Source organism: Paenibacillus sp. AR247 (assembly GCF_002968895.1).
Taxonomy (GTDB): Bacteria; Bacillota; Bacilli; order Paenibacillales; family Paenibacillaceae; genus Paenibacillus_AQ; species Paenibacillus_AQ favisporus.
In genome coordinates, this window is sequence record NZ_PCZT01000009.1 from 1,267,767 (window position 1) to 1,268,752 (window position 986).

Here is a 986-nt window from a genome sequence, read left to right on the forward strand (position 1 = left end):
AACGGATTNTTACCGATTGCTGAGTTGACTGTTGATATGAGAAAATGTTCATCAACAGCGGCAGCGATATCAGGATGGGAGGATCATCCGGATGCGGAACCCGCATGTTACCCGTTGAAACGGAACCGATTTATCGGGACCGACGACGATCGGGACCTTATGCTTGGCGCGAAGCGTCGTTTGGGGCACCAGAAAATCGGCCGCCCTCATTCCCCATGAGACAGAAGTCGCTAATAAATAGTAGGTTCCAGGCTTCACGCCGGTAAACCGGAATCGACGTGCCGCCGAAGAGATAAGCGTACCGTAAGGTGGCAGCCCTTCAGGGATCGGTTTAGCGAACAATCCAATGAGGATCACCCCTTCGAACGGTACCTCGAAGGATATGGACCCTTCCACGGTTCCCACAGGTGACGTCAAAACAGGCAGATCATACCAGCTTTCGAGCGCTTTGAGAGAGTTTAAATGGTTGTCCGCGATGTCCCTGGAATTGCGGAATAGGGAAGGTGTAACCCCAACCTTTTCCGTAAACCGGGAAGTAAACGTGCCGAGGCTCTGCTGGCCGATTTCCAGGCTGATGTCACGAATGCTTAGATTGGTGCTCAGCAGCAGCTCTTTGGCTCGATGCAGCCGAAGTGATGATACGTAATAGAGCGGCGGAAGCCCCATCCGCGCTTTGAAAATCCGGGCAAAATGGTACGGGCTGTACCCTGCATACTTCGCCAGCATGTTCAGCTCCAGCGGTTCATCCAGCCGGTTCTGAATATAGGCAATGACTCCATCCAGTTCAGGAAACTTGTTGGTCATACCTTACCTCCCTTGAGTCCCGGATGGATGTGGGCGCGATGAGCATGGGCCAACCCTCGCCAAACCAGGAACAACTGTTCCCGTTTATATTACCATATTCTACCCTTCAAATAAAAGACAAATTTCAGTTTTTGGACAATGAAGTTTCCTCTTCTTTCGCAGTTTGATCCATTTCTGTCGCA

At 51.2% G+C, this 986-nt stretch carries 1 pseudogene; it reads right to left on the reverse strand.

The features are described from left to right. A pseudogene (locus tag CPT76_RS14020) lies at window positions 1-804 on the reverse strand (helix-turn-helix transcriptional regulator); the annotation flags it as partial. Between the last annotated feature and the right edge of the window lie 182 nt (window positions 805-986).